The organism is Nonomuraea sp. NPDC050394, assembly GCF_044459065.1.
Lineage (GTDB): Bacteria > Actinomycetota > Actinomycetes > Streptosporangiales > Streptosporangiaceae > Nonomuraea.
In genome coordinates this window covers 1118668-1139828 of record NZ_JBITIO010000001.1, presented here as the reverse complement: position 1 = coordinate 1139828, position 21161 = coordinate 1118668, and the positions used below count along the sequence as shown (strand labels likewise).

Below are 21161 nucleotides of genomic sequence, written 5' to 3'. Positions count from 1 at the left end.
GGACTCAGGTGCGCAGGCTGCGCGGGCGCATGTCCACCCACACCCGCTCGATGTGGGCGGTGCACTCCTCCTCGGTGCCGCTCGTGCCCTCCTCGTGCCAGCCGGCGGGGACGTCCCGGGCGGCGGGCCAGATGGAGTACTGCTCCTCGTCGTTGACGACGACCTTGTACATGGGGTGCCTCCTCACGTTTCGGCGACCATGAGGCGGGCGGCCTCGTCGTCGCTCATCGCCTCGATCTCGGCGAAGATCAGCTCTTCGAGCCGGGCGGCCGCGGCGCGTACCGTGGAGTGCTCGAACACCAGGCGCAGCGGGATGTCGAGGGCGAAGGCCTCCCGCATCCGGTTGACCGCCCTGGTGACCAGCAGCGAGTGTCCGCCCATCGCGAAGAAGTCGTCGTTGGCGCCCAGCCTGGGCACGCCCAGCACGGTCGCCCACACCTCGGCGATCGCCCGCTCGGTGTCCGTGCGCGGCGGCACGAACGGCTCGTCGCTCAGGGTGTCGGGGTCCGGCTCGGGCAGCGATCTGCGGTCCACCTTGCCGCTGGGCATCCTGGGCAGCTTCGGCAGCGCCACGATCGCGCTCGGCACCGCCTGCGGGGCCAGCCGCTCCCCCAGGAACGCCCGCACCTCGCTCACCGCGGGCGCGGGCCCGTCGAAGCTCACGTAGGCGGCAAGGCGTTTGTCACCGGGGAGCGGTTCCCAGGTGGCGACCACCGCGTCGGTCACACCCGGGTAGGCGCGCAGAGCCGCCTCCACCTCACCCAGCTCGATCCGCACCCCCCGCACCTTCACCTGGTGGTCACGCCGGCCCCGGTACTGCAGGGAGCCGTCGGGGCGCAGCCGTCCGGTGTCGCCGGTCCGGTAGACGCGCTCGCCCGCCCGCCACGGATGGGGGACGAAGGCCCTCGCCGTCTTGCCCGGATCGCCCACATAGCCGCGGGCCAGTCCGACCCCGCCGATGCACAGCTCGCCGACCGCCCCGTGCGGCACCGGCTGGAGGGTGTGGTCCAGCACGTACACCTCGTGGTTCTCCATGGGCCGGCCGAGGCAGACCGCCTCGCCGCCGTCGGCGTCGGCGGGCGTGCACACGTGGTGCGTGGAGTCGATGGAGACCTCGGTGGTGCCCCAATGGTTGTTGAGCCTGGGCCGGCAGCCGAGCCGGTCGTAGAAGGCGGCGACGGTCTCCGGCCGCAGCCGGTCGCCGTCGGAGACCACGTGCCGCAGGGCGTGCAGGCCCTCGCGCGCCCGCGGCCCGACCTCGTCCAGGAACATCACCAGCATGCTCGGCACGAACTGCAGCCAGACCACCTCGTGCTCGATCGCCGCCCGCAGCAGCGCCTGCGCGTCGCGGTGCAGGCCGGGCGGCAGCACCACGACGCGGGCGCCGGCCATGAGTGGCCAGAAGATCTCCCTGGCCACGTCGTCGAAGGTCAGGGGCGTCTTGAGCAGGACGGCCTCGCCGGGGGCGAGCTGGTAGCGCTCCTGCAGGTTGGCCATCTGGCCGACCCAGCCCCGGTGGGTGCAGGCCACGCCCTTGGGCTCGCCGGTCGAGCCGGAGGTGAAGTAGACGGCGCACAGGTGGCCGGGCCGTACCGGATCGGGGTCGGGGCCCTCGCCGAGCAGCAGCTCGGCGACCTCGCCCGCGCCCACGCAGATCTCCGCGCCGGCCAGGTCGAGGAGCCTGCGCACGCGGGCGGGCGGGGTGTCGGGCTCGATCGGCAGGTACGCGCCGCCGGCCTTCAGCACCCCGAGGACCACGGCCACGAGGTCGGCCGAGCGCTCCAGCATGACGCCGACCGGCGTGTCGGCGCCGACGCCGCGGGCGGCCAGCGCGCGGGCGATCGCGTCGACCCGGCGCTCCAGCTCGGCGTAGGTGAGCGTGTGCGCGCCGTCCTGGACGGCGGGGGCGGCGGGTGTGCGGGCGGCCTGCTCGGCGAACAGCTCGTGCAGGCAGCGCTCCGGCAGCTCGACCCGGCCGGGCTCGGCATGCGCGCGCAGGCCGAGCACCTCGGCGTCGGCGAGCACGGGCACGTCGTCCACGCGCAGCGAAGGGTCGGCGGCGACCGCGTCGAGCACCGCCCGCAGGTGGGCCATGAGCCGCATGACGGTGGTGCTCTCGTAGAGCGCGGTGTCCCATTCGACGGAGTAGGCGACGCCGTCGCCCTCGCGGCGGAACTCGATCGTGAGGTCGTACTTGGAGCCGCCGCCGGGGGTCAGGATCTCGACGGCCTCGACGCCGTCCAGGTCGGGCAGGGTGACGGGGGCGGTGAGGTCCACGAGGATCTGGAACAGCGGCGTCCTGGACGGGTCGCGCTCGACCCGCAGCTCGGTGACGAGCGAGTCGAAGGCCAGCGCCCGGCCGTCGTAGGCGTCCAGGGCGGCGTCGCGCACGCGGCCGACCAGCTCGGAGAAGGCCGGGTTCGCCGAGACGTCGCCGGGCAGCACGAGCATGTTGAAGAACGGGCCGATCACCGGCTCGCGCCGGGTGGATGAGGACGCGCCGGTGGTGACGTCGCCCCGCCCGCTGTAGCGGTAGAGCAGAGCGTGCACGCCCGCCAGCAGCACCATGTACAGGGAAGCGCCCTGGGCGCGGGCGAGCTCGGCCAGCCCGCGGGCGGTCTCCTCCGGCAGCTCGAACCCGTGGCGCAGCGCTCCCTCGCCGCCGCGGACCTGCGGCCGCGGATGGTCGGGGGCCAGCTCGAACGGGCTCAGGTCGGCCAGCGCGTCGCGCCGCTCCGCCACGATCGGGGCGAGTTCGCCCGCGTCGTACGCGGCGTCGTCGGCGGCGGCCAGGTCGCGGAACTGCCGGGGAATCGGCGGTAGTTCGCGCCCGGCGTACAGCTCGGTGAGCTCGCGGTAGAGGATGCCGACCGAGCCGCGGTCGAAGGCCAGGTGGTGCACGGTCAGGCAGAGCACGTGCTCGTCCGGCGCCAGGCGCAGGAGCAGCGCGCGCAGGGGCAGGCCGGCGGAGATGTCCAGCGGCGTCGCCGCCTCCGCCGCGAGCGCCGGGCCGAGGTCGTCCTCGTCGATCGGGCGCACGTCGAGGCGGAAGCCGGCGGCCGGCCTCAGCACTCCGGCGAGCTCGCCGTCGCGGGTGTCCAGGGAGGTGCGCAGCACCTCGTGCCGGGTGACGATCGTGGTGAGCGCCCGCTCCAGCGCCCCGGTGTCGAGGGGGCCGCGCAGGCGCAGGAAGGTGCTGCCCAGATAGCCGGCGTCGCCGGGGGTGAGCTGGTCGGCCAGCCAGAGGCGGTGCTGGACGCGGGGCACGCGGACGTGGTTCACGGGCTTCCCCTCAGGGCGTCGACGTCGATCTTGCCGTGGCGGGTGAGCGGGAGCGCGTCCATCGCGACGATCTCCGACGGGATCATGTACGCGGGGAGCAGGTCCTGGAGGTGGCGCTGGATGTCCTGCCGGTTCGCGGTGGCCGGGGTGACGGCGGCGGCCAGCCGTACCTCTCCCGAGGGTGTCTCCCGGGTGTAGACGACCGCGTCCGTGAGTCCGGCGAGCATGAGGATGGCGTGGACGATCTCGGCCGGCTCGGTCCTGCGCCCGCCGATCTGGATCTGGTCGTCGGCGCGCGACAGGTAGTGGAGCACGCCGTCGGCGTCGGCGCAGACGAGGTCGCCGGTGCGGTACCAGCGCTCGCCGTCGTGGCGGACGAAGGCTTCGTCGCCCGCGCCGAGATAGCCGAGGGCCAGGGCGGGCCCGCCGAGCCAGAGCTCGCCGTCGCCGCTGACGCGGACCCGCACGTACGGCAGCGCCCGCCCGATGGGCGGCGGCCCTTCGCCCGGCCCGATCCGCTGGCAGGTCGCGGCGACCGTGCACTCGGCGGGGCCGTAGATGTTGTAGAAGACGAAGGGGTGGCGCGGTTCGGTCCGCCGGGTGAGCCGGTCGCCGCCGGTGAACAGCATGCGGGTCGGGAAGTCGGCCGGCCAGTCCTGGTCGAGCACGCCCGCGACCATCCCCGTCGGCACGAACGACGCCCTGACCTCGTGCGCGCGCAGGAAGTCCTGGTAGTCGACCGGGTCGAGCACGGCGTCGAGCGAGGGCACGGCGAGCGCGGCGCCGTTGGCCAGCGCGCCCCAGATCTCCAGCACGCTGGCGTCGAAGCTGAGCTGCGCGACCTGGCCCGCCACGTCACCCGGCTCCAGCGTGGTGATCTCCTTGTACCAGCGGGTCATCGGGCCCAGCCCGGCATGGCTGACGACCACGCCCTTCGGCTTCCCGGTGGAACCCGAGGTGAAGATCACGTACGCGGTCGAGGGGTCGATCGGCGCCGGATCGGCCAGCAGGTGGCAGCCGCCCGAGCCCGGTCCGTCACCGTCGTCGTCGGTGAGCACGACCGCGGGACGGGCGGTGTCGACGATCGTCCGCACCCTGGCCCTGGGCAGACCGTGGGCCAGCGGCAGGTAGGCGGCGCCGGCCGACCAGGCCGCGAGCATGCCCGCGATCGCCCGCCCCCGGCCCACGCAGGCGACGGCCACGAGGTCGCCGGGGCCGACGCGCGCGCGGGCCAGCTCGGTCCTGAACGCCTCGATGTCCCGGAGCATCCGGCCGCAGGTGTAGACGCTGCCGCCCTCCAGCACGCAGGCCCGGTCGGGGTCCTTCCTGATCCAGCTCATCACCTGGTCGTAGATCATGCCGCCCGCCAATGCCGGTCCACGGCCCCGGCGAGCACCGCCGGGTCCCGCAGGTAGAAGAAGTGGTCGCCCTCGTTGGACTCGCAGCCGAGCCAGGCGGCGGTGTGCCGGCGCCAGGTCGCCAGGTGAGCCTCGGTCATCACCGGGTCGTGCCGCCCGGCCAGCGCGAGCACGGGGGTGGCCAGCGGCGCCGGGTGGTCGTCCACGTACTGCCTGCCCAGGGCGAGATCGGCCCGCAGCGCGGGCAGCACCAGCTCCATCAGCTCCTCGTTGTCGAGCAGTTCGGCCGCGGTGCCGCCCTGGCGGGTCATCGAGGCGATCAGCGATCCGGCGCTCAGCCGTTCCGGCGACAGGTCGGGCATGGGCGAGCCGGGCGCCGCCGAGCCGGAGACCACCAGCCCGGCGGCGGGCCGCTGCTTGGCCGCCAGCAACTGGGCGGTGTCGTAGGCGGCGAAGGCGCCGAAGCTGTGGCCGAACAGCAGCAGGCGGCCGGGCGCCCGCAGCAGCTCGGGCAGGCAGCCCACCGCGATCTCCCTGACCGACGCGGCCTGCGGCTCGCGCAGCCGGGGGCCGCGTCCCGGGTACTGCACGCTCCACAGCGACCACCCGCCGGGCACGGCGTCGGCCAGGGCCAGCGCGGCCGAGGCGCTCGAACCGGCCGAGGGGAAGAAGACGAACCTGTCCCTGCCCTGCTCACGGATCGGCTGAAGCCAGTCGCTCATGATCATTCTCCGCCCGGGATGTGGAAGATGGTCTCCTTGAGCAGTTCGGAGGCGCCGTCCACCATGCGGAAGACGCGTGCCTCCCGGTAGGCCCGCTCCAGCCCGTACTCCTGCAGCCAGCCGCGCCCGCCGAGCGTCTGCATGGCGTCGTCGATGACCTCGCAGGCCGACTCGGTGGCGTGGAGCTTGGCGATCGCCGCCTCGCGCACCGCGATCCCGCCCTCGTCCAGCGCGCGGGCGGCCTGCCTGATCAGGGCGCGGGAGGCCTCGATCTTGACGTCGGAGCGGACGATGAACTCGCGGATGTACTGCTTGTCGCTGAGCCGCCCGCCGGCGATCCTGCGCCGGGAGGCGTGGGCCCGCGCGACGCCGAGCGCCCATCGGGCCAGGCCGATCGCCCGCGCGGCCAGCGAGACCCGGCCGTAGGGCAGCCACTCGATGGCCATGCCGTTCGCGCCGCCGATCTGGCCGGGACCGCCGAGCACCGCCTCCTCGCCCACCTCGAGCCCGTCCAGCTCGACCTCGTACGGGTCGTAGCCGGGTTCCATGCCCGGCAGCCGCCGGACGATCCGCCAGCCGGGGACGTCGGTGGTGAAGATGAAGAACGTCGGCCCCGCCACCGGCTCGCCCACGACGTTGGCCAGCACGACCGCGGCATCCGCGGTCTCCGCGTTGCTGATCATGAACTTGCGGCCGTTCAGCACCCAGCCGCCGGGCACGCGGGTCGCGGTCGTGCTCATCGCCGACACGTCCGAGCCGCCGCTCTCCTCCGTCATCGCCAGGCAGCGCCGCATGCGCCCCTCGATCATCGGGCGCAGCCACCGCTCCCGCTGCTCGGGGGTGCCGCACAGCACGATCCTGCTCGGCCCGTCCGGGCAGGACAGGATGTGCCGCGAGTACGGCAGGCCGCTGGCGGCCGCCTCCTCCCGCAGATCGGCGACGACCAGCTCCGGCAGCGACCAGCCCCCGTACTTCTCGGGGAACTCCGCCGCGAACAGCCCGGAGGCGACCCCGGCCGCGCGGGCCAGCGCCCGCTGCTCCGGCTCGGGCCGGTCCGCCGCGTGCGCGCGCAGCCAGTCCAGTACCTCGGCGAGGATCGCCCGCGAGACCCAGGGGTCCTTGAGCATCTCCTCCGGTGACGTCGAAGGCACGAAGTCGTTCATCGCCGCTTCTCCCGCACGATTTCGGAGACCGCGTTCACGTAGGCGTCGAAGCGCGGGTTGTCGAACAGCACCCTGAGCCTGGGCCGTACCCGGCACGACTCCTCGACCTTGGCGCAGATGGTGATGGCCTTCATCGAGTCACCGCCGAGGCGGAAGAAGTCGGCGTCGTCGCCGACGGACACGTTGAGGCTCTGTTCCCATGCGGCCCGCACGGCCGTGGTCAGCTCGTCCATCGCTCAGGTTTCCGCCAGGACGAAGCCGGCGACCCGGCCGGCGTAGCACTCGAGGGTCTTCGACTCGAACAGCACCGAGACGGGGATCCTGACGGCGAGGTCCTCCCTCAGCGCGGCGGTCAGCCGTACGGCCAGCAGCGAGTGCCCGCCCGAGAGGAAGAAGTCGTCGTCCTGCGCGACCTGCGGGGTCTCCAGGACCTCGCACCAGCGCTTGCGGACGATCTCGGCGACCTGTGATTCGATCATCTGGCTTCTCCGTTCCGGTTGTCGCCGGCGGGCGGCCACGGCTGGTCCGGGTGCGCGCAGGCGTGGTCCAGCAGCCGGACGAACCGCTGCTGGAGTTCGGTGACCACGTGGTCGGGGAATCGAGTGAGCTCGTGCTCCCAGCGCAGGGCGTAGGCGCTCGCGTCACGGCGGCCGGTGCTTCTGCCGTGCTGGAGGCCGCGGTTCATGACGATCACGTTGAGGTCGGTCTTGCCGCGGCCGTTGCCCAGCTCGCGCACGCGCGGCCGCCATTCGCCCAGGCTCAGCTCGGGCAGCGGCGAGTCGTGCTGGCTGAACATGATCGGGTAGAGCGGGCTCCTGGCGCCCGGAGCGCTCACCCGGAGGATCTCGGGCGTGGGCAGCCTCTGGTGCCGGTCGGCCGCGACGACCAGGGCCATCTCGGCGCGGGCGGCGTCCGCCGGGTGCTCGCCGTGGCCCGGGTTTCTGACCAACGGCAGCACGTTCACGAACAGGCCGACCAGCTCCTGGGTGTCGACGTCGCGGTTGGCGAAGCTGGCGCCGACCACGCTCTCCGCAGTGACCTGGCGGAAGACCGCCAGCATCAGCGCGTACGGCGTGACGCCCAGCCGCGCGGCCGCGGACTCCAGCAGCGCCGAGCGCTCCTCGCCGAGCGGCTGGAGGCTGAGGTGGGTGCGCAGCTCGTCGGGCGGATCGGAGTCCGGGCGCCAGTCCTTCAGCCGCTCATGCCAGTAGGCCCTGGTCGCCGCGCTGCGGTCGCCGTCGGCCCACTCGCGCTGGTCCCTGGCCCAGTCGAAGTAGCTGACCCGGCTCTCCCGCGGCTCCGTGCCGTCGTAGGCGGCCTGGAGCTGGCTGAGGAAGACGCCCACCGACCAGCCGTCGTGGATCAGGTGGTGCTCGCGCTGGAGCAGGACGGTGCCGCCCGGGTGCAGGATGAGGTCCCAGCCGACCAGGGGGAAGTCGTCGTAGCGGAAGGGCCGGTCCACGAGGCGGGTCACCAGGGCCTCGACCTCGTCGGTGTCCACCCGGTGCAGCGCGAGCGGAGCGGTGTCGGGCTCCTCGCGCCGGCCTTCGAGGCCCGCGGCGGTGATCCGCCAGCGGCAGCTCAGCGCCGCCTGGTTCCTGAGGACCGCCAGCAGCGACTTCTCCAGCAGGGAGACGTCCGGCGTGCCGGGCCCCTCCAGGATCATCTGGTACTGGTAGCCCATGCCGCTGCCGGTCAGCTCCTCCAGGAAGACGACCGCCTCCTGCCCCAGGCTGCCCGGCCCCTCGTACGCCCGCGCGGCCCGCACGGGCACGGGGGCGCCGGGTTCGATCCCGGCCAGCAGGCGGGCCTGCTCCTTGAGCGGCTGGGAGAGGTTGAGCAGACCCGCGGGGACGGGCAGCCCGATCCGGTCCGCCAGCCGCGCCTGCAGCATGATCAGGTCCAGGGAGCCGGCGCCGAGCACGACCAGGCTGTCCTCGGCGTCGCGCGCGGTGACCCCGCACGCCTCCCGCCAGTCCTCGGCCAGCGCCGCCTGCGCGGGGTCGAACCCGGCGGCCGGGCGGGGCTCAGCGGCGTGGTCCGCGGGATCGGGCAGGGCGGCCCGGTCGAGCTTCTGGTTGGGGGTCAGCGGCAGGCTCGCCATCGGCACGATCACCGCGGGCACCATGTGCTCGGGCAGCCGTTCGGCCAGCAGCGACCGTACCCGGGCGGCGTCGAAGTCACCGCAGGCGTACCCGGCCAGGCGGGGGAAGCCGCGTTCCGGCTCCCACACGACCACGGCCGCCTCGCCCACGCCGGGACAGGCGCGCAGCTGCGCCTCGACCTCGCCCAGCTCGATGCGGAATCCGCGGACCTTCACCTGGTCGTCGGTCCTGCCGACGAAGCGCAGGTTGCCGTCGGCGAGGCGGCGCACCAGATCGCCGGTGCGGTAGAGCCGCTCACCGTCGCGGACGACGAAGCGCTCGGCGGTCAGCTCCGGCCGCCCCAGGTAACCCCGGCCGACCCCGGCGCCGCCGAGGTACAGCTCGCCCTCGGCCCCGTCCGGCACCCGCGCGCCGTCCTCGTCCAGCACGTACGCGGTCGTGTTCGCGATCGGCGCCCCGATCGGCGGCGGCAGCTCGGCGCCCGGCGCGACCTCGGTGCAGGTCGCCACCACGGCGGTCTCGGTGGGCCCGTACATGTTGAGGAAGCGGTAGCCGGCTCCCCGGGGCGGCGCGACCAGCAGCCGTTCGCCGCCGGTGGCCAGCACGCGCAGCGACGAGCCGTCCAGCCAGCCGTGCTCGATGGCGAGCTGGGCCAGCGGGGTCACCATGAACAGCACGTCCAGGCGGCTGTCCGCGGCCCAGTGGCAGAGCTCCTCTGGCGACTTCCTGGCCTGTTCCGGGGCGATGCGCAGCTCGGCGCCGGCGATGAGGGCGCCCCAGATCTCGCAGCCGGCGATGTCGAACCCGCTCGCCGCCGTCTGCCCCACCCGATCACCCGGGCGGACGCCCAGGACGTCGGCGTACCACTCCAAGGTGTTGGCGATGCTCAGGTGCTCGATCATGACGCCCTTGGGCAGGCCCGTGGAGCCGGAGGTGTAGATCACGTAGGCCAGGTCCCCGGGCTCGACGCGCGCTGCGGGCGCGTCGGACCCGGGGGCCTCGGGCCTGTCGATCCCAAGGACGTCCGCTTCGGAAAGGACCAGCTCGGCGCCCGAGTCGTCGAGCATGAAGCGCAGCCGCGCCTCGGGGTAGGAGCCGTCCAGGGGCAGGTAGGCGGCCCCGGCCTTGAGGACGCCGAGCCAGGCCGTGACCATCGCCGCCGACCGGCCCAGCCGGACGCCGACGATCGAACCGGGGCCGGCGCCCTTCGCGCGCAGCCGGGCCGCCACGGCGTCCGCCCGGCGGTTCAGCTCGCCGTACGATGTCGATCCGGTCGAGTCCACGATCGCGATCGCGTCGGGCGAGGTCGCCACCCGCGCTTCCACCAGCGCCGTTACCGTCTTCACCGCTCCTCCGTTCGCTGTATTCACGGTGGTCGGACCGCCCTTCGTCTCCCTATCGGCGCCCTATCGCGCTCATGTCGTGATGCGTGCCTTCAGTGCGTGGATTCCTGTCGTGGCGGCCCTGGCCGCGGCGGCGCCGGTGTCGGCGGCCGCGATCACGTAGCAGAGCCGGTCCTGGAACGAGCGGCGCAGCACCAGGTACTGGCCGGGCAGGCGGGTGAGGCCCACTTCGACCACGCCGGGCACGCGGCCGGCGTCCTCGGTCCCGTCGATCCCGGTCAAGGTGCCTTCTTCGCCGGCCACCAGGAACCGGATCGAGGAGGCGCGTTCCCGGGTGGGCCGCAGGGGTTCGTCGCGGCCGGCGGCCTTGGCGACCGTGTGCCGGATGAGGTCGATCCCGGTGGCCTCCTCGACCATGCGCGGGATCATGCCGCCGGCCAGCCGGGGGTTGACCTCGACGATGCGCGCGCCGGCGGCGCCGTACCGGATCTCGACGTGGGCGGGACCCCAGCACAGCTCCAGCGCATTCAGCGCGGCGTGCGCGAGCTCGCCCGCCGCGGCGCGCGCGGCCGGGTCGAGCGGCGCGGGGAAGTCGTGCCCGACCTCCACGAAGTACGGCTCCGCGCCGAGGTGCTTGCGCGTGACGCCGACTACCTGGTCGTCGAAGGTCTCGACCGAGTATTCGGCGCCGCGCAGGTATTCCTCGACCATGACCGCGCTCTGCGGCGGCAGCCCGTCGGTGTTCAGGACGTGGTGGGTGGCCGCCTCGACCTCGGCCGCGTCCCGGCACAGGCGGGTGGCGACCGAGCCCGATCCCGCCACGGGCTTGACGACGACGGGGAAGCCGATGCGCTGGGCGGCCGCGACGGCGGTGCCGGGCGTGCGGGCGGGCGCGAAGGCGGCGCTCGGCACTCCGGCCTCGCGCAGCACGGCCCGCTGGACCGCCTTGTCGCGGCAGGCGCGGATGGCGCCGGGGTCGGGGTGCGGCAGGCCGAGGCGTCCGGCCACCTCGGCCGCGGTCGCGATGTGGTACTCGGAGCTGCTGGTCACCCCCGCGACCTGGCCGCCGAGCCGGCGGCAGGCGGCCAGCACGACCGCGGGGTCGCCGGTGTCGACCCGCCTGGCCTCGATGCCGTCGGCGGCCACGTAGGGGTAGCGGGCGGGGTCGCGGGCCAGCACGACCGGCCGCAGCCCCAGCTCGCGGGCGCGTTCGCAGAACACGCGCCCGGACCCGGTGGTGTTGCTCTCGACGAGCACGAACCAGCTCATGCCTGCTCCATCACGCTCGTCACGGCCGTCGCCAGTGCGGCGTCGGCCTCGGCCTGCGAGTCGCGCCAGTCCAGGCACCAACGGCGGTGGCGGACCCATGAGGCGTAGGCACGCTGGTAGGGCTCGGCGAAGGCGCCCGGCCCGCCGCCGTGGGCCTGCTCGCGGACGACCTGGGCGAGGTCGAGGTCCGCCAGCGAGGTGGTGCCCGCGTCGAGTGCCGCGCGCACCGCCGCGCCGACCTCGCGGTGCGCGGTGCGGAACGGCACGCCGTCGCGGACCATCCGGTTGGCCAGCGCGGTCGCGGTCGTGAAGCCGCCCGCCGCCCGCTCGGCCATCCGGTCGGCGTTGGGCCTGGCCCCGCCGACCACGACCTGGGCGAGCTGCACCGCCTGCTCGACGGCGGCCAGTCCCGGCCAGACGCACTCCATGGCCTCGGTGCCGACCTCGATCGTGTTGGTGAACGGCGTCGCCGCCATGGCCGCCGCCGCCCCGGCCCACGCGGCGATCGCCCGTCCCGGCTTGGCCTTGAGGTGTTCCAGCAGGAAGGCGTTGCGCTTCTGCGGCATGGCGGAGCTGCCTCCCACCAGCCGGTCGGGGAAGGCGATGAAGCCGAACTCCGCCGTGCTCCACAGCTGCAGGTCGGTGGCCAGCCTGCTGAGCACCACGCTCAGCGCGGCGGCCGAGGCCAGCATGCGCAGCACGGCGTCCCGGCTGGCCACGGCGTCGAGCGCGTGCCGGCTGGCGTCGATGTAGCCGAGCAGGCCGGCGGTGCGCGACGGGTCGATGGGCAGGTCCGTACCGGCGACGGCGCAGGCCCCGAGAGGGCAGATGTGCAGCCCGCCTGCCGCGGCCGCCAGCGCGTCGATCTCCCTGCCCACCGCCCGCGCCACTCCCAGGAGGTAGTAGCCGTACGTGATCGGCATGGCCGCCTGGAAGTGCGTGTACACCGGCATGACCACCGGCTGGTGGGCGCGGGCCCGCGCCAGCAGGATCGCCTCCAGGCGGATGGCCTGCTCGGCGAAGTCCAGCAGCCAGGCGCGGCACCGGAGTGAGGTGATGGTGGCCTTGAGGTCGTTGCGCGAGCGGCCGGTCTGCAGGACGCCGCCGACGTCGGGGCCGAGCCGCTCGATCAGGTATCCCTCGTACATCAGGTAGGTGCCGCGGGGTGCCGGGCGCCCGCTCAGGTCGGCGGGGGTCAGGGCCTCCAGGCAGCGCAGCAGGGCCGCGGCCGCCTTCCTGCCGATGAGCCGCCGCTCGGCGAGCATCACCAGGTGGGCCCGGTCCACCTTCATGATCATCGGGAGCTCGTCGGGGTCGGCGGTGCCGTACACGACCTGCCTGGTCCTGAGCCCGAGCTCGCCGAGTATGCGCCCGGCGTCGTTGTTCACGACCCCACGACCTCGCCGTAGGAACGCCGTCCCCAGGCGAACCCGGTCCAGGCGGCGTCCGCCGCGGCGGCCAGGTTGACGATCTTGGGTTCGGCGGGCAGGAGCAGCCGGTCGTGGCGGTGCTCGGCCAGCCAGGCGTCGTCGTAGACGGTGTCCTGGTAGCGGTAGCCCTCGTCCGGCATCATCACGACCGTGAGCGCCTCCGGGTTCTGCTGCGCCCACCAGCGCGCGGCCAGGTACGCGGCACCGCTGGTCGGGCCCATGAACAGGGCGTGGCTCTGGTGGAGTTCGCGGGTGGCCTGGTAGGCGGCGGCCGCCGAGCACCAGTGGACGTCGTCGAAGACGCGGTGGTCGAGGTTGGCCGGCAGCACGCTCATGCCGAGCCCGCGCAGTTCCCGGTGCCCCTCGGGCTGGCCGAACAGCACGCTGCCGTGGGTGTCCACGCCGATGGCGCGGCAGTGCGGGTCGGTCCGGCGCAGGTGGGTGACGGTCCCGCACATCGAGCCGCCCGAGCCCACGGGCCCGACCACGCAGTCGACCCGGCCCAGCCGCTCGCGCAGCAGTTCGGAGACGATCGCGTAGGAGCGTGGGTTGTCCGGGTTCGTGTACTGCTCCGGGCAGAAGGAGTGCTCCAGCCCCGCGCGTACCTCGGCCAGCCGGTTGAGCCGCGCCGTCTGGAACCCGCCGGGCCCGTCGCCCGCCTCTTTGGGCACCCGGTCCACGACCGCGCCCAGATCCGTGAGCCGCCGGTACAGCCGCTCGTCGATCGCCGGATCGCTGACCAGCACGAGGCGGCGGTCGAGGTGCACCGCCTGCATCGCCAGGGCCAGCCCGAACGTGCCGGAGGTGGTCTCCACGATCACCGTGTCCGGCGTCAGCAGTCCCTGCTCGGCGGCCCGGCGCAGGATGTAGCGCGCCGGGATGAGCTTCATCAGCGTGAAGCACGCAGCCCACAGGTTCGGTCCCAGTCGTACCAGGCGGGGGTTCTGGTATGCCGCTGTCGCTTCTGTCAAGGCCGGCCTCCATCCCGTGATGAGGCCACTACGCCAAATGTCGCTATTGCCGCCCTATCGCCTGGCCATTGCACGACAGGCGATCTTCGTGAAACCCTGCACCGATGTCGCGCGCCTACTGGCAGCTGTGGACCTCATCCGGCCTGTCCAACCTCGCCGACGGCATTCTCAAGGTCGCGCTGCCCCTGGTCGCGGTCCAGTTCACCCGCTCGCCACCGCTCGTGGCCGGCCTCGCGGTCGCCGTCACCCTGCCCTGGCTCGTGTGCGCGCTACCGGCCGGCGCGCTCGTCGACCGTCTCGACCGCCGCCGTGCCATGCTCGCCGCCAACCTGACGCGCGCCGCGCTTCTCGCCGCCGTGACCGCCGCCGCCCTGCTCGGATGGGGCTCCATCTGGCTCCTGTACGGCGCCGCCTTCCTCATCGGCACCGCCGAGACCGTCCACGACACAGCGGCCCAGTCGATCGTCCCCCAGATCGTCCCCCGCGAGCACCTCACCCAGGCCAACGGCCGCCTTTTCGCCGCCGAGCTGACCGCCAACCAGTTCGCCGGCCCGCCACTCGCCGGCCTGCTGGCCGCGGCCTCGGCGGCGCTCGCCTTCGCCGCCCCCGCCGCCCTGTGGCTGCTGGCCGTGGCCGCCCTGTTCCTGGTACGCGGCTCCTACCGCGTCGAGCGCGCCGAGCCCACCACCCTGCGCGCCGACGTGGCGGCCGGGCTGCGCTACCTGTGGCGGCAGAAGGTGCTGCGCCGTCTGGCGGCGCTGACCGGCCTGTTCAACTTCGCGAGCAACGCCACGACGGCCGTCCTCGTCCTGTACGCCACGGGCCCGATGCGCCTGCCGGAGGCCGGGTACGGCCTGCTCCTGGGCACCATCGCCGCGGGCAGCCTGGTGGGCTCGCTGACCGGCGCCTGGCTGGAGCGGCGGCTGGGCCGTACGCGGACGCTCCTCCTGGCCTTGCCGGCCGGCGCGGTCCTCATCGGCGTCCCCGCGGCGACCACCAGCCCGTACCTCGTCGGCGCGGGCTTCTTCGTCGGCGGGATCGGCATCGTGGTGGCCAACGTGGTCATGGTCTCGCTACGCCAGCGCATCACCCCGGACGCGATGCTGGGCCGGGTCAACAGCTGCTACCGGCTGATCGCGTGGGGCACGATGCCGCTGGGGGCGATCGCGGGCGGCCTGCTCGCCCAGCAGATCGGCCTGCGCCCCCTGTTCGCCGTCATGGCCCTCGTCGCGCTGACCGGCCTGACCTGCGTACGCGCCCTCGACACCTAGCCCGCCAGCTTGCGAAGCGCGCCCTCGACGCCTAGCCTTCCAGCTTGCGGAGCGTGGACTCGATCCAGCCGTAGGCGATCGTCTGCTCCGCCGGCCAGGGCGTCTCCTGGATGATCGACACCAGCTCCCACAACCTGGCCGCCCGCGGATCGTGCTCGTCGAACACGCGCAGCATCTCCTCCCGGCTCTGCCCCATGGCCATCAGGATCCGCTCGAGAACCGCCGCCGACTCGGGCGAGCCGGGCTCGACACCGCCCTGCGCCGCGGCCAGCGCCTCCCGCATGACCTGGGCGTTCGTCTCCTGCCAAGCCTCCAGGTCGATGTCCGCCTCCCAGAAGTCCTTGCTCTGGCGGCGCAGGCTCTCCCGGTAGTCCTCGTCGGCGAGCAGATCGGCCAGTTCCAGCCAGGCGTCGAGCTGGGCGGTGGTCGGCTCCTCGGGCAGTTCGGGAAGCATGCAGTCGCGCATGCCGGCCAGCCACTCGTGCCGGGCCTCGATGCCGCCGCCCACCTCGTCGACGAACTCATCGAGCAGCAGCTCCATCTCCGCCGTCCCGACCCGGCTGAGCGCGTGCAGCCTGCGCAGATCGTCCTCGGCCGGATCGCCTTCCCTGCCGAGCGTCGCCCTGAGCACCGCCCTGGTCCGCTGGAGCGACTTGAGCTGGGTCTCGACGGCCTTGAGGTGCAGATCGAGCACGTTTCTCAACCGGCGGTCGCCGAGCGAGCGGATCGTGGCCAGATCGACCCCGATCTCCCTCAGCGTACGGATCAGTTCCAGCCGGGCCCGGTCATCGTCCCCGTAGATCCGGTAGCCGGAGGCGGTCCGCTCCCGCTCGGGCAGCACCCCCGAGTCGGAGTAGAAGCGGATCGTCTTCACTGGCATGCCGGTCAGCTTCGCCAGGCGGCCGATCGTGTAGCTCATAATTCCCTTGAGTCTCCAGTTGCTGGAGACTTTAGCGTACCCGACATGGCGAAGAACAAGGTGACCAGAGTCGTCACCATGCACCTCGAGGCCGGCGGGGCGAACCCGGCCAGCGTCGGCAAGGACCTCGGCCCGCTCGGCATCAACCTCATGGAGTTCTGCCGGCAGTACAACGCGCAGACCCAGGATCGGCGCGGCTTCGTGATCCCCGCGGTCATCACCGTCTACGAGGACCGGTCGTTCGAGTTCGCCACCAAGCAGCCGACCACCGCCTCGTTGATCCGCCGCGTCACCGGCCTCGACGGCGGCAGCCCGCGCCCGGGACACGTGAACGGCGGCTCGATCACCCGCGCCCAGCTCCGCGAGGTCGCGCAGGCCAAGCTCCCCGACCTCAACACCTCCGACCTCGACCAGGCCGAGAAGATCATCGCGGGTACGGCCCGCTCCATGGGCCTCACGGTCCGCGACTAGGTCCGCCGCGCCCTCCTGAGCACGAGCACCACCCCTCCGGCCGGCCCGTGCGGTCTCCTTGGATCATGGCCCGGACCCTGGAGCCGGGCTTACCGAAAAGCAGGGACGTACCCGCAGGTAAAACACCTGCCTTGACGGTAGGAGACCAGGAAGCGCGTCCAACAACTTCTCCCCGATGGTGTCGAATGGCGTCGGGCGCGTTCGTAGCCAAGGTGAGAGGCCGATCCGTTCCAAGGAGTTTCGCCATGAAGAAGTACCTGCTCGCCGTCCAGTTCGACGAGAGCGCGCCGACGCCGTCCGACGAGGAGATGAAGGAGCAGTTCGCCCGGACGGACCAGGTCACCGCCGACATGCGGTCCGCCGGTTCGTGGGTGTTCGTCGGCGGCCTGCTGCCCTCGACCGCCAGCACGGTCGTACGCCCCGCCGACGGCACGACCACGATGACGGACGGCCCGTTCGCCGAGACGAAGGAGCAGCTCGGCGGATTCTGGGTGATCCAGTGCGACGACCTCGACGAGGCACTGTCCTGGGCGGAGAAGTGCGCGGTGGCCTGCGGGTCCCCGATCGAGGTGCGCCCCTTCGCGGACGCCCAGTGGACGTGAGCGCGGATGGATCTGGACGGCGTCTACCGGGCCGAATACGGCCGATGCGTGGCCACGCTGACGCGCCTGCTCGGTGACATCGGGCTGGCCGAGGAGGCCGTGCAGGACGCGTTCGCGACAGCCGTCCAGAAGTGGGACCAGACGCCGCCCAACCCCGGTGCGTGGATCGTGACGACCGCCCGCAACCGGGCGATCGACCGCCTGCGCCGGGAATCCACCCGCGAGGCCCGCCACGCGCAGGCGTTGCTGCTGCACCAGCCCGACGAACCGGAGGAGGTGGGACCGGTGCGCGACGACCAGCTCCGCATGATCTTCACCTGCTGCCACCCCGCGCTGTCGCCGCTCGCCCGGACCGCGCTCACCCTGCGCCTGCTCGGCGGGCTGGAGGTGGCGGAGATCGCCCGCGCGTACCTGGTGCCGGAAGCGACCATCGCCCAGCGGATCGTCCGCGCGAAGAAGAAGATCCGCGACGCCGGAATCCCCTACAGGGTGCCCGGGGCGGCCGCACTCCCCGAGCGCCTGACCTCGGTACTCACCGTGCTCTACCTGGTCTTCAACGAGGGCTACACCTCCACAACCGGGACGCTGCTCCGCACCGACCTGTGCCTGGAGTCCGTCCGCCTGGCCAGAGCCCTGGCCGAGCTGATGCCCGACGAACCGGAGGCGATCGGCCTGCTGGCCCTGCTCCTGCTCACCGAGGCCCGGCGGCCCGCTCGCGTGGGACCCTCCGGCGAGCTGGTGGTCCTCGCCGAGCAGGACCGCTCGCTGTGGAACCACGAACTGATCGCAGAAGGCCATGAGCTGGTACGGCGGTGCCTGCGCCGCGCCCGGCCGGGGCCGTATCAGTTGCAGGCCGCGATCAACGCCGTGCACACCGACGGCCCCGCGACCGACTGGACACAGGTCCTGGCCCTCTACGACCAGCTACTCCTGCACACCCCGACCCCGATCGTGGCACTCAACCGCGCGGTCGCCGTCGCCGAGGTTCACGGGCCGGCCCCGGCGCTGGCCGCCATCGACAAGCTGGACCTGCCGGGCTACCACCTGCTGCCCGCCACCCGCGCGGACCTGCTCACCCGCCTCGGCCGCACCGCCGAGGCAGCGGCCGCCTACGACGAGGCCATCGCCCTGGCCACCAACGACACCGAACGAACCTTCCTGCGAACCCGGCGGGCACGCCTGGCCGCCCGGTCAACCCGAAAGGAACCACGATCATGAAGATCACCACCACCACGATGCTCACCCTCGACGGAGTGATGCAGGGACTCGGCGCGCCGGACGAGGACCGCAGAGGCGGGTTCGAGCGCGGCGGATGGCAGGCGCCGACCTGGGACGACGAAGCCGGGACGTTCCTGAACCAGGTCTACTCGCGCGCCGGCGCCTACCTGTTCGGCCGGTGGACCTACGAGATCTTCGCCCGCCACTGGGGCGCGATGGCCGCCGACCCCGGCGGCAACCCCATCGCGGTGGCCCTGAACACCAAGCCCAAGTACGTGGCCTCGACCACACTCACCGCGGCGACGTGGCCCGGCACCACGGTCCTGTCCGCCGACCTCGCGAGCGCCATCGCGACCCTGAAGGCCGAGCCGGGAGGCGAACTACAGGTGCACGGCAGCGGCACCCTGCTGCGCTGGCTCCTCGCCAACCGGCTGGTCGACGAGATGAACCTGCTCATCAGCCCCGTGATCCTGGGCCAGGGCACCCGCCTGTTTCCCGGCACCGGCCCGGACATGGCGCTGGACCTGGTGGAATCGCGCTCCACCCCGAAGGGGAACACCATCCAGATCTACCGCCCCGCCGGCCGCCCGCGGTACGCGAGAGCCGACGCCTGAAGCTACGGCTCCTGCTTCCTCAACACCGCACGCCCCTCCCCGTCTCCATAGCTGTAGCCAAGAGTTCCATTCGCTTCATATCTCAGCGTCACAAGATCTTCGTCGCACATGTCGGTGGTCACGGAAAGGCTTTCCTGGACCGAGAGTTCTCGCGACGAGGCTTCATAGAGCCGGACGACGCCCTGACACCTGAGCGACTCGTAGTGGACGTTCCCTATGGTCTGGCCCAGTCCACCCTGCCGAAGGAGAATCTCCACCGGAAACGGCGTTTTCATGTCCTCGTCGTCAACCAGTCCGACCCAGGTCCCGATGAAACGATCCGGGACCGCGCCTCCGGAACCCGCCGAGCCGGTCACCTCCACGGGTTCATGACGCTGCGTGGACGACGTTGGAGACGGTTCTCGCGCGACCGTCGCCCGCCCTTTCTCGTCACCCATGAAACTCAAGATCGCAATGACGACCGAGGAGACCCCGGCGGCAAGCGCAGCGATCTTCATCCAGGCCGGATCCCACGGCCGCTGCAAACGCCTGCGTCCGCTCACATACCACCTCAAATACCAGTCGCGCTCCTCCGCCAACGCATCCGCGCCGAACCAACGTAATAGGAATCCGCAAGGAGCCTGGCACGAACGAGCAATCTCCCAAGGAAAATCGCGACCTCCGCCGTCCATCATTCCGGTGCAGACCCAATTACCCCTTACTCGAACTCGCCATGAACAAGACCACCCGCCAAATCGTGTCCCGACTTGCGTGGTTCACCCGGGACGCTTCAACAAGACGGCGGCCAGGCGGGCAGACGCGATGTCAGGTGGATCGAGGGACCGGCACCCGCACGGCGGCAAGCTGTTCACGCGCGGCCCGCATTCCCTGAACCCGGCCCCATCTGGCCGACGCGTCCAGAATCTCCACCACCCGGTTGTTAACCCGCGCGGAAGAGACAAAGGGAATGGCCCGCGCCAGCTCGTTCATCCGATCACCGGCGAACTCCACGTCGCCTGCGCGAAGCATCGTGATTATCTGCCTGCCGAGATACTGAGCCCGAAACAACGGCGACCACCGGCCGATCCTCTCCGCCGCGTCTCCCAGCAGACGATTGGCATCATCGAACCGATCCAGCTGTCCCATCCCGATGGCCACATCGCCGACCATGGCCGCAGCCGCGAAGGACCCCAGCCCGTTCACACTCAACGCCCGGTCCAGCGCCGCTCTCGCCTCATCCTCACGCCCGGGAACAGCCGCCAAGCAGCGCCCCAGCCGCATGTTCAGCGACGCGACCCGGCTCGCGGAAAGATCCCGCAGCCCCAGGCCTTTTCGCGCGAAGGCAGCTCCTCTCGCATGATCTCCCCGCTCAAGACAAACGCGACTCAAAGCATCAAAGGCCCGCGCCTGCCCGTCCGCATCCGCACCAAGAACCGCCATGTCAAGCGCGACCCGGCCGGTGTGCTCAGCGTGACCGGGCCTTCCCGCGTCATAAAGCACCAGCGTCGCCTGATACATCAGATTGGAGAGCGCCTGCTGAAGCCGGGCTCCCCGCACCCGCTCGACGAGTTCCCTGACCCTGTGGACATGCCCAAGGGCCTTGGACATCAGCGGCATGCCGCCCAGCTCATAACGCCCACGGGCCATACTGTCGGCAAGGGTGTTCACATACTCCGCGTCCTCATAGGGATTCGCACTTGCCCGGCCACTCGGCACGAATATCACCGACGCCGCAGCGGTCAGAAATTCACGACGCTCCACCGGCTCCTCCACTTCCGGCGACATCCGAACCTGCCAGCCGACCCGGGAAAGCAGCTCGATCGCCTTCCCCATGGTCGTGTCCCTCATTCCCCTGGACACATGAGAAACCCACGTCTGAGAGACGCCGAGCGCATCGGCCAGCTGCGCTTGGGTCCATTGGCGCTGTTCCATGATCGCCTTGAGGGCGGCGGGGAGTGTGCGCGCTTCCACGATTTGAGCGTATAGCCGAGAGCAATGCGAATCCATCGCCCCATTGCTCTGGGCAATCCTCTTACTGGCCCCACCGAAAGCAGCTCTCCAGCATGGGCTCTCGACACCGTCGAGGAGAGACCATGTCCGCAGACACGTGGAACATCGTGGGTAACACCATCGCCCGTCGCACCCACCAAGGCCGAGTCGTGGTCCTGACCTTGGGCAGAAATCACCGCACCATCGAACAGACAATCATGGAGTGGGAACACCAGGAGCGCCAACGGCTCATCAGTGACCTCCACGCCCTCGGCGACCTCGTGAACACCGCGCTGAACCGGCTATTGCCGGGCGGCGAACACGCCGGATAGACGGTCCGGGCCCTGGCGGCCGTGATGAGCTGAGAAGCTACCTACGCCCAGCGCCGACACGAGCCATCACGATCGCGAGGAAATCAGCTAGAAGGCCGGGACCGCGCCAGGCTGATCAGTAGA

Annotated in this window: 20 protein-coding genes; 6 read left to right on the top strand and 14 right to left on the bottom strand. The window is 71.9% G+C overall.

Annotated elements, in window-relative coordinates:
• Positions 1-4: 4 nt before the first annotated feature.
• From ACIBKY_RS05735 to ACIBKY_RS05685, 11 genes are all read right to left on the bottom strand, one after another.
• Complete coding sequence (locus ACIBKY_RS05735) at positions 5-172, bottom strand: MbtH family NRPS accessory protein (RefSeq protein ID WP_184966286.1); 168 nt, start codon at positions 170-172, stop codon at positions 5-7.
• 11 nt (positions 173-183) lie between these two features.
• On the bottom strand, positions 184-3282 hold the full coding sequence (locus tag ACIBKY_RS05730) for an amino acid adenylation domain-containing protein (protein ID WP_397094697.1): 3099 nt from the start codon (positions 3280-3282) through the stop codon (positions 184-186).
• Positions 3279-4640 carry an AMP-binding protein gene (locus tag ACIBKY_RS05725; RefSeq protein WP_397094696.1) on the bottom strand — a complete coding sequence of 454 codons (1362 nt, stop codon included), beginning with the start codon at positions 4638-4640 and terminating at the stop codon, positions 3279-3281. The genes ACIBKY_RS05730 and ACIBKY_RS05725 overlap by 4 nt, the downstream gene beginning before the upstream one ends.
• Positions 4637-5362, bottom strand: coding sequence for a thioesterase II family protein (locus tag ACIBKY_RS05720; RefSeq protein WP_397094695.1), 726 nt, complete (start codon positions 5360-5362; stop codon positions 4637-4639). Before ACIBKY_RS05720 ends, ACIBKY_RS05725 begins: the two co-directional genes overlap by 4 nt.
• 2 nt (positions 5363-5364) lie before the next feature.
• A complete protein-coding gene (locus tag ACIBKY_RS05715) occupies positions 5365-6525 on the bottom strand; it encodes an acyl-CoA dehydrogenase family protein (RefSeq protein ID WP_397094694.1) in 1161 nt (386 codons plus the stop codon).
• The gene (locus ACIBKY_RS05710) at positions 6522-6758 is read right to left on the bottom strand and encodes a phosphopantetheine-binding protein (protein WP_397094692.1); all 237 of its coding nucleotides are present in this window, start codon (positions 6756-6758) and stop codon (positions 6522-6524) included. Before ACIBKY_RS05710 ends, ACIBKY_RS05715 begins: the two co-directional genes overlap by 4 nt.
• A gap of 3 nt (positions 6759-6761) precedes the next feature.
• Positions 6762-7004, bottom strand: a complete 243-nt coding sequence (locus ACIBKY_RS05705; RefSeq protein WP_397094691.1) for a phosphopantetheine-binding protein — start codon at positions 7002-7004, stop codon at positions 6762-6764.
• Positions 7001-9976 carry an amino acid adenylation domain-containing protein gene (locus ACIBKY_RS05700; RefSeq protein ID WP_397094689.1) on the bottom strand — a complete coding sequence of 992 codons (2976 nt, stop codon included), beginning with the start codon at positions 9974-9976 and terminating at the stop codon, positions 7001-7003. The genes ACIBKY_RS05705 and ACIBKY_RS05700 overlap by 4 nt, the downstream gene beginning before the upstream one ends.
• Positions 9977-10045: 69 nt before the next feature.
• Positions 10046-11242, bottom strand: a complete 1197-nt coding sequence (locus ACIBKY_RS05695; protein WP_397094687.1) for an ATP-grasp domain-containing protein — start codon at positions 11240-11242, stop codon at positions 10046-10048.
• On the bottom strand, positions 11239-12630 hold the full coding sequence (argH, locus tag ACIBKY_RS05690) for an argininosuccinate lyase (RefSeq protein ID WP_397094686.1): 1392 nt from the start codon (positions 12628-12630) through the stop codon (positions 11239-11241). The genes ACIBKY_RS05695 and argH overlap by 4 nt, the downstream gene beginning before the upstream one ends.
• Positions 12627-13643, bottom strand: coding sequence for a cysteine synthase family protein (locus tag ACIBKY_RS05685; RefSeq protein WP_397094685.1), 1017 nt, complete (start codon positions 13641-13643; stop codon positions 12627-12629). The genes argH and ACIBKY_RS05685 overlap by 4 nt, the downstream gene beginning before the upstream one ends.
• Positions 13644-13747: 104 nt before the next feature.
• Between ACIBKY_RS05685 and ACIBKY_RS05680 the strand changes: the two genes are divergently transcribed.
• Positions 13748-14914, top strand: a complete 1167-nt coding sequence (locus tag ACIBKY_RS05680; RefSeq protein WP_397094684.1) for an MFS transporter — start codon at positions 13748-13750, stop codon at positions 14912-14914.
• 31 nt (positions 14915-14945) lie between these two features.
• Here ACIBKY_RS05680 and ACIBKY_RS05675 read toward each other — a convergent pair whose 3' ends face one another.
• Positions 14946-15833 carry a MerR family transcriptional regulator gene (locus ACIBKY_RS05675; protein WP_397094682.1) on the bottom strand — a complete coding sequence of 296 codons (888 nt, stop codon included), beginning with the start codon at positions 15831-15833 and terminating at the stop codon, positions 14946-14948.
• A 45-nt stretch (positions 15834-15878) separates the two neighbouring features.
• Between ACIBKY_RS05675 and rplK the strand changes: the two genes are divergently transcribed.
• The 4 genes from rplK to ACIBKY_RS05655 all read left to right on the top strand — a co-directional run bounded on the left by rplK (position 15879) and on the right by ACIBKY_RS05655 (position 18738).
• The gene (gene rplK, locus ACIBKY_RS05670) at positions 15879-16304 is read left to right on the top strand and encodes a 50S ribosomal protein L11 (RefSeq protein ID WP_397094681.1); all 426 of its coding nucleotides are present in this window, start codon (positions 15879-15881) and stop codon (positions 16302-16304) included.
• A 245-nt stretch (positions 16305-16549) separates the two neighbouring features.
• Positions 16550-16906 carry a YciI family protein gene (locus tag ACIBKY_RS05665; protein WP_397094679.1) on the top strand — a complete coding sequence of 119 codons (357 nt, stop codon included), beginning with the start codon at positions 16550-16552 and terminating at the stop codon, positions 16904-16906.
• Between the two features lie 6 nt (positions 16907-16912).
• The gene (locus ACIBKY_RS05660) at positions 16913-18124 is read left to right on the top strand and encodes an RNA polymerase sigma factor (RefSeq protein ID WP_397094678.1); all 1212 of its coding nucleotides are present in this window, start codon (positions 16913-16915) and stop codon (positions 18122-18124) included.
• Positions 18121-18738: a dihydrofolate reductase family protein gene (locus tag ACIBKY_RS05655; RefSeq protein WP_397094677.1), complete on the top strand. Its 618-nt coding sequence runs from the start codon at positions 18121-18123 to the stop codon at positions 18736-18738. The genes ACIBKY_RS05660 and ACIBKY_RS05655 overlap by 4 nt, the downstream gene beginning before the upstream one ends.
• 2 nt (positions 18739-18740) lie before the next feature.
• On the opposite strand, the gene ACIBKY_RS05650 is transcribed toward ACIBKY_RS05655, so the two are convergent.
• Entirely contained in the window at positions 18741-19235 is a 495-nt protein-coding gene (locus ACIBKY_RS05650; protein WP_397094675.1) for a hypothetical protein, read from the bottom strand.
• Positions 19236-19542: 307 nt separating this feature from the next.
• Positions 19543-20688 carry a helix-turn-helix domain-containing protein gene (locus ACIBKY_RS05645; protein WP_397094674.1) on the bottom strand — a complete coding sequence of 382 codons (1146 nt, stop codon included), beginning with the start codon at positions 20686-20688 and terminating at the stop codon, positions 19543-19545.
• 122 nt (positions 20689-20810) lie between these two features.
• On the opposite strand from ACIBKY_RS05645, the gene ACIBKY_RS05640 reads away from it, so the two are divergent.
• A complete protein-coding gene (locus tag ACIBKY_RS05640; protein ID WP_397094672.1) occupies positions 20811-21038 on the top strand; it encodes a hypothetical protein in 228 nt (75 codons plus the stop codon).
• The last annotated feature ends 123 nt before the right edge of the window (positions 21039-21161 follow it).